The following is a 6,894-nucleotide window of genomic DNA, read 5'->3' on the forward strand; positions in this document are numbered from 1 at the left end:
GATCTTTTTGATGTCACCCATCGGATGATGGATGCCGACCCCGCTGGTGCTTGGATCATTGGTTCTGTTCCAGCCATTCCAGTAAGGATCGTACGAGTCGGGCGGATCCTGGTTCAGGAGATAGAGGGCAAAGTCGGATCCGGTTTCATAACTCCCTTCAGCCTTGAGGGCGCAGCCGGTGGTGCTGAAATTTTCAGGGCCGCTGGTACCTGTACAGGAAGAGGCTTCGTATTTGAAGTAGAAGATCCACTGGTTGAAATTACCTGACGAACACCCTTCCCCGCAGTGCCAGGCTGACAGGACATAGGGTGCAAGATCCCATGCCGTATTGTTGATCAGCGATCCGGTGCACCAGCCCACCCAGCCACCGGGCAAAAACATGTACTGCCGCACAATGCCCCTTTTCTCCAGTTGCCAGTCCTCTCCCTCCACGCAATTCACATTGATCATGCACCAGGAAGATTGATCCCGGTCATTGCCGGTAACCGTTTCAAAATGGACGCCCCGGAAGATATGGGCCATATCGGAGATGCTGATGACAGGAGGCTGGACGACCGTTGCGGGCTGGGAATATTCCAGCGTAACGGATTCTCCCTGAATGATCTCCATGGCAAACAGGCCGCTGGGATCATTGTTGAAGTCCGTAAAGGCGCCAATGACCTGTGTCCTCATTTCGTTATAGGCGTACAATTCACCTCCCGCAGGAAGATAGAACCGGTCGAAATACAGACTGACGGCCAGGGCACCCGAAGATTGTATCTTCAAACGCCATAGCTTTCCTCCATCCGGTAATTCCTCCCAAAGGCCTGCATGATCACAGGTCACGTTCACCGGAAGTGTTTTCCCGATGCGGTACGGGCCAGGACCGTTTTGAAGGTGATCATCAACCCTTGCCACGACATCCGGTGGCAGTGTTTCCAGCGTAATCACAGGGATAGCGTCCGACAGACCCTCCATCGAAAAGCTGACCGGAACACCTTCCCGGCTGATCTGTGCCGGAAGATGGCATGCGGAAAGACTCAGGGCTGCCGTAATAAAGATACGCCATTGCATAAAAATCAAGTTTTTCATACAATTCGATTTTTTCTCTGAGCTTATTACGAAGTTAAATTGCCTCACGCTTTTTTTGCTTGTTGGGATCCTCCAGCCCGTAGTGCTTGATCCTTTCTTCACGGCGCAGAAGAAATCCAAGGATGATTGCCAGAGCCCCGAGGCCAGCAAAAACAAGCATGGGAACCGTATAATTATAGGTATCGGGTATTCCGTTTTTAATATTTTCTGCCACACCAGGATTTACTGCTTCAAGAAGATATCCGATCAGCCAGGGTATGAGCAGCAGTCCGATGTTTTGTATCCAGAACACCAGGGCATAGGCCGAACCCAGATATTTCTCCTCTACAATTTTGGGTACCGAGGGCCACATGGCTGCAGGCACCAGGGAGAATGCGATCCCCAGCACGATGATCGACAGGATGGCCAGGAATGTATTGATCGGTATGATTGCGAAGGTCAGGTGCGCCAGGGTCAGAAGTGCTGCTCCAAAGATCATCATGGTAGCTCCCTTGCCCTTGTTATCCAGGTACGTCCCGATGATGGGCGTCAGAATGATGGTTCCGACGGGGAGAAGGCCCGAGATCATGCCTCCAATCTCCGCGGAAACGCCAAGTTTGTTCTGCATCATATTCACGGCGTATTTCAGAAAGGGAAAGACACCGGAGTAGAAAAGGACACAGAGCAGGGCAATGAGCAGGAATCCCCGGTTTGTGATGATCTTTTTCAGGTCACTGATATGGAATTCTTCCGTCGGATCGGCCACGGGTCCCGTCTGACCGGTCTGTTTATCGAGTTTGGCGTCGATGAACGTATAGGTCAGAAAGGTCAGAAAGCCAATGGTGACCAACGCGATTCCCAGGTAGACCGGATTCATAACATTCCCCTGGGGGATGCCCTCCACCATTTTCACTCCGGCCATTCTGGCAGAGAAAAAGAACGCGATGGATGCTCCCAGACGGGCGGTAGCCAGCTGCATTCCCATGGCAAAAGCGAGCTCTCTGCCCTTGAACCACTTTACCACCGTCCGGGAGGTTGTGATCCCTGCCATTTCAACACCAATGCCGAAAATGCCATACCCGAGGGCCGCCAGCTTTGCGGTGGCAGGCATGATGGTCCAGAAAGAATTGAAAAAGTCGAAACCGAAACCGCCATTGCGAAAGTAGTTGGTCAGTGCGTACATTTTAATAAGACCCCCTGCGAGCATCACCAAGGTGGCCAACAGACCAGTGAAGCGTATGCCCATCTTATCCAGGATGATCCCGGAGATAATAAGAAAACCAAGAACATTCAGCAGGTATTCCGAACCGGAGAATAAGCCGTAATTCCGGGGTGACCATCCGTAATCAACCTCCAGGAGGGATTGCAGCGGAGCGATCATGTCCACAAAGTAATAGGCGGCCAGCATGGTTATCGAAACGAGCGCCAGTGCTGACCACCGCGCAGCCTTGCTTTCGTTCAACAGTTGTCTAACTTTCGCAGTCATCGTGTTTGATTTAGGTTCTTTACAAAATTCAACGTACAAACCTAATCAAATTATTATTGCAGAGATCCATGATCCACGGGTTCGTTTGAAAAAAAAGGATTATACGAATTTTCAATCCCCTGCGTTTGATTTATGATCAATAGTTGTTTATCTTTACAGTTAATAAACACCTAAGCCTTCATTTATGATCATTGTAACCGGAGCTGCTGGTTTCATAGGGAGTTGCATGGTCAACAAGCTGAACCACAAAGGGCACAAAGAACTTGTGATTGTTGACGATTTCTCAAAGTCATTGAAAAACAAAAACATCAACCACAAAACCTTCCTCAGTCAGGTACACCGCGATCATCTCACGGGGTGGCTAAAGGATCACCGGGCGGAAGTTGAGTGGATCATTCATCTCGGGGCCAGGACAGACACAACGGAGTTTGACAGAAGGATCTTTGACGAGCTTAACCTGAATTATTCAAAATCGGTCTGGAATCTCTGCAGCGAATACCAGATTCCCTTGATCTATGCTTCTTCGGCGGCCACCTACGGGATGGGTGAGTGGGGATACGACGACAACCATGAAATCATCCCAAAACTCAAGCCTCTGAATCCGTATGGTGAATCGAAAAATGAATTTGACAAGTGGTTGATCCGGCAGGGAGATCAGCCTCCCTTCTGGGCGGGCTTAAAATTTTTCAATGTCTATGGCCCCAACGAGTACCACAAAGGAAGGATGGCTTCCGTGGTCTTTCACGCCTTCAACCAGATAACGGCTACCGGAAAAATCCGCCTGTTCCGGTCAAATCACCCTGACTTTGAGGATGGCAGGCAACTCAGGGACTTTATCTATGTAAAGGATGTCATCAACGTGATCTATTTCCTGATGAACCGGCGGCCGGCCTCAGGCATTTACAACCTGGGAACCGGAAAGGCCAGAACGTTCCTGGATCTTGCCACGGCTGTGTTCAACGCGATGAACAGGGAAGAAAAGATCGAATTCATCCCCATGCCGGCCGATATCAGCAACCGTTATCAGAATTTCACAGAAGCCAGAATGGATAAGCTGAAGCAGACGGGTCATGACTTTAACTTTTATTCCCTGGAGGAAGGAGTTGATGAGTATGTCAAGGGGTACCTGACCGAAAACCGCTATTTCTGAAAACCCGAAGACCCGAGAACCCGAAGACCTGAAGACCTGAAGACCCGAAGACCTGAAGACCTTTATCCAACAGGTCACTCATCGTTGCACTCCCCGGGACATGCATTCTGCTGTTTTACCTCACCTGAGAGTGTGCGGTCAATTTCCAGCAGAGTTTCCCGGATCTTCTGAAGTGAGTGGGATACCTGCGCAATGGGGAGGGTCTCATTGCGGTGTTGCTTTAAGTGTTTGCGGGCTCCTTCCAGCGTAAATCCCCGCTCCCTGACCAGGTGGTAAATGATCTGGAGATTTTCAAGATCCGCCCGTGCAAACAAACGATTTCCCTTTCTGTTCCTGATTGGTTGCAGGACATCGAACTCCTTCTCCCAGAAACGGATCAGGGATGCATTCACACCGAACATCGCCGCCACCTCGCTGATGGAGTAATAGATCTTATCAACAGTATGGGATTTGCTTGTCATGGCAATGACCGGATGGTATCAGTCCATCGCCTGGCTGGCCCTTGATGAAAGTTCAACGATCTGTTCAAAATCTGCCGGCGACAGGTCATTGAAAAAATAATAAATGGGATTGACGGGGATGCCATTTTTATGTACTTCATAATGCAGGTGAGGTGCGGAGGATTTGCCGGTATTCCCCACATAACCGATTACCTGTCCTCTTTTGACCTCCTGTCCTGGGCTGACGGCGAACCGTGAAAGATGTGAGTATTGTGTCTCGTAACTGTAGCCGTGATCTACAATGACCGTATTGCCGTAGCCCCTGTCCGAAGACCTGACATCCATTACTCTCCCATTTCCCGTGGCATATACCTCCGTTCCAATCGAAGCGGAAAAATCCACCCCGTAGTGGAACTTTTTCACTTTATAGAAGGGATCCGTTCTAATACCAAAATAGGAGCCAATGCGTCGCAGGTCAAGGTTATGGATGGGTTGAATTGCAGGAATGGCAGCCAGCATTTTCTCTTTATTCTTCGCCATGTTGAAAACCTGGTCAAAAGAAATCGATTGGACATACAGCTGCCGCGTGATCTCGTCAAGTTTCTTCGTGGCAGTGATCATATTGTCGGAGTTCTTGTACCCGGTAAGATGATCGTAACGCTGAGCACCGCCATAACCTGCTTTCCTGATCCCGGAAGGTATGGGCTCCGACTCGAAGATCACACGGTAAATGTTATCATCACGATCCTGCAGATCCTTTAAAACGCCGGATACCATTTCCAGCCGGTCATTCAGCACCTGATACTGCAGGGAATACTGTTCCAGCTCCCTCTTCAGCATTTTTTCCTTCGGTGAGTCAAAAACGGAATACGCAACGGACATGACGGCTACTGAAAAGACCAGGACGGTGGCCAGAACGGTTAGAAAACGCTTGACACGCTCTCTGAAACTCCTTCTGAACTTTTTTATCTGGAGGGAATTTAAATCAATCAGAAATTGATTTTTTGCCATAAGCGCTCTTTGCCTGTTCAGACAGGTATGGTGTAATTTGGCTTTCTGTGGTGCAAAATTAAGTAAAAAAACTAATTTTGCAACTCTAATTTTTTGTATAATTTATCAACAATTTACCTGTCAGGTATGAAGGCAGCCAGTGTCAGAAAAAAATTCCTGAGTTTTTTTGAATCCAAAGGTCATCAGATCGTTCCTTCTGCCCCGATGGTCATCAAGGACGATCCGACGCTTATGTTCACCAATGCAGGAATGAACCAGTTCAAGGACATCTTTCTCGGTAACAACCAGGCCAGGTTCCCTCGGATTGCCAACACCCAGAAATGCCTGCGCGTGTCGGGAAAACACAATGACCTGGAGGAAGTCGGGATCGACACCTACCACCATACCATGTTTGAAATGCTGGGTAACTGGTCGTTTGGTGACTATTTCAAAAAAGAGGCCATCGAGTGGGCTTGGGAATTACTGACCCAAGTCTTCGGCATCAGCAGCGACAGGTTATACGTTTCCGTTTTTGCAGGCGATAAAGAAGAAGGCCTGCCGGAAGACAGGGAAGCATTCCAGTACTGGAAGCAGATCGTCAGCGACGACAGGATCATCTTCGGGACGAAGAAAGATAATTTCTGGGAAATGGGGGAATCCGGTCCCTGCGGACCCTGCTCGGAGATCCACGTCGATCTGCGCAGTGAGCAGGAACGAAAAATCCTACCGGGATGCACACTGGTCAATAAAGGGAATCCGCTGGTGATGGAGGTTTGGAACCTGGTATTCATCGAATTTAACCGAACCGCTTCCGGGGCGCTGGTAACCCTTCCGAGGAAACACGTGGATACCGGGATGGGATTGGAAAGGCTGTGCATGGTATTGCAGGAAAAAACCTCCAATTACGACACCGATGTTTTCCAGCCAATCATTCACAAGATCTCCCAAATCACAGGGATCCCGTATGCCCGTTCCGCTGAAACGGACATCGCCATCCGCGTGGTGGCAGATCATCTCAGGGCCATTGCCTTCGCCATCGCTGACGGACAATTTCCCTCCAACAAGGATGCAGGCTATGTGATCCGGCGAATACTGCGAAGAGCTGTCAGATACGGATTTACATTCCTGGATCAGAAAGAACCGTTCATCGGTCAGCTCGTGCCGGTCCTGGTAGCAGAAATGGAGGGAGTTTTTTCCGAATTGAAAAAACAGCAGGAGATCATCATGAAGGTGATCACAGAGGAAGAAACCGCCTTCCTGAGAACACTGTCCATCGGCATAAAACGGTTCGAGCAATACGTGCATTCTTACCAGGAGGAGCCTGTTGTAGATGGTAAATTTGCGTTCGAGCTTTTCGACACGTATGGTTTCCCGATCGACCTCACCCAGCTTATGGCGAAAGAGCAGGGGAAAAAAGTGGACATGGAAGGATTTCAGGAACATCTGGCACGGCAGAAAGACCGGTCACGGCAGGCCACACAGATGGATACGGATGATTGGGCTGTGCTTGGTCCGGAAGCCGGCGGTCAGTTTATGGGATATGACCTGACGGAAATCCCGGTAAAAATCAACAAGTACCGTAAAGTCAAAACAAAAGGTTCCGTCCACTTTCAGCTCGTTCTCGACCGGACTCCCTTCTATGCTGAGAGCGGTGGCCAGGTGGGCGATACGGGAATCCTGAGCCATAACGGCGAACGAATTGAAATCCTGGACACCATAAAAGAGGGCAACCTCATCCTCCACATTACTGACCGGCTGCCTTCCGATCCAGCGGCCTC

The 6,894-nt window shown here is 49.6% G+C and carries 6 protein-coding genes; 2 read left to right on the forward strand and 4 right to left on the reverse strand.

Features of this window, described 5'->3' with window-relative positions; genetic code table 11:
- Together PKI34_13455 and PKI34_13460 are read right to left on the reverse strand one after the other, a co-directional pair.
- The coding region (locus PKI34_13455; protein ID HNS18811.1) for a hypothetical protein at nt 1-1,071 on the reverse strand (1,071 nt) is incomplete at its 3' end.
- A gap of 34 nt (nt 1,072-1,105) precedes the next feature.
- Nucleotides 1,106-2,536 carry an MFS transporter gene (locus PKI34_13460; GenBank protein ID HNS18812.1) on the reverse strand — a complete coding sequence of 477 codons (1,431 nt, stop codon included), beginning with the start codon at nt 2,534-2,536 and terminating at the stop codon, nt 1,106-1,108.
- 184 nt (nt 2,537-2,720) lie between these two features.
- Here PKI34_13460 and rfaD point away from each other — a divergent pair, with 184 nt between their 5' ends.
- Nucleotides 2,721-3,686 carry an ADP-glyceromanno-heptose 6-epimerase gene (gene rfaD, locus PKI34_13465; protein HNS18813.1) on the forward strand — a complete coding sequence of 322 codons (966 nt, stop codon included), beginning with the start codon at nt 2,721-2,723 and terminating at the stop codon, nt 3,684-3,686.
- Between the two features lie 74 nt (nt 3,687-3,760).
- Here the strand turns inward: rfaD and PKI34_13470 are convergent, their stop codons facing one another.
- Nucleotides 3,761-4,147, reverse strand: coding sequence for a MerR family transcriptional regulator (locus tag PKI34_13470; GenBank protein ID HNS18814.1), 387 nt, complete (start codon nt 4,145-4,147; stop codon nt 3,761-3,763).
- Between the two features lie 18 nt (nt 4,148-4,165).
- Nucleotides 4,166-5,137: a M23 family metallopeptidase gene (locus PKI34_13475; GenBank protein HNS18815.1), complete on the reverse strand. Its 972-nt coding sequence runs from the start codon at nt 5,135-5,137 to the stop codon at nt 4,166-4,168.
- Between the two features lie 126 nt (nt 5,138-5,263).
- Here PKI34_13475 and alaS point away from each other — a divergent pair.
- A partial coding sequence (gene alaS / locus PKI34_13480) for an alanine--tRNA ligase (GenBank protein HNS18816.1) occupies nt 5,264-6,894 on the forward strand: 1,631 nt, incomplete at its 3' end.

This window comes from Bacteroidales bacterium, assembly GCA_035342335.1.
Classification (GTDB): Bacteria; Bacteroidota; Bacteroidia; order Bacteroidales; family JAGONC01; genus JAGONC01.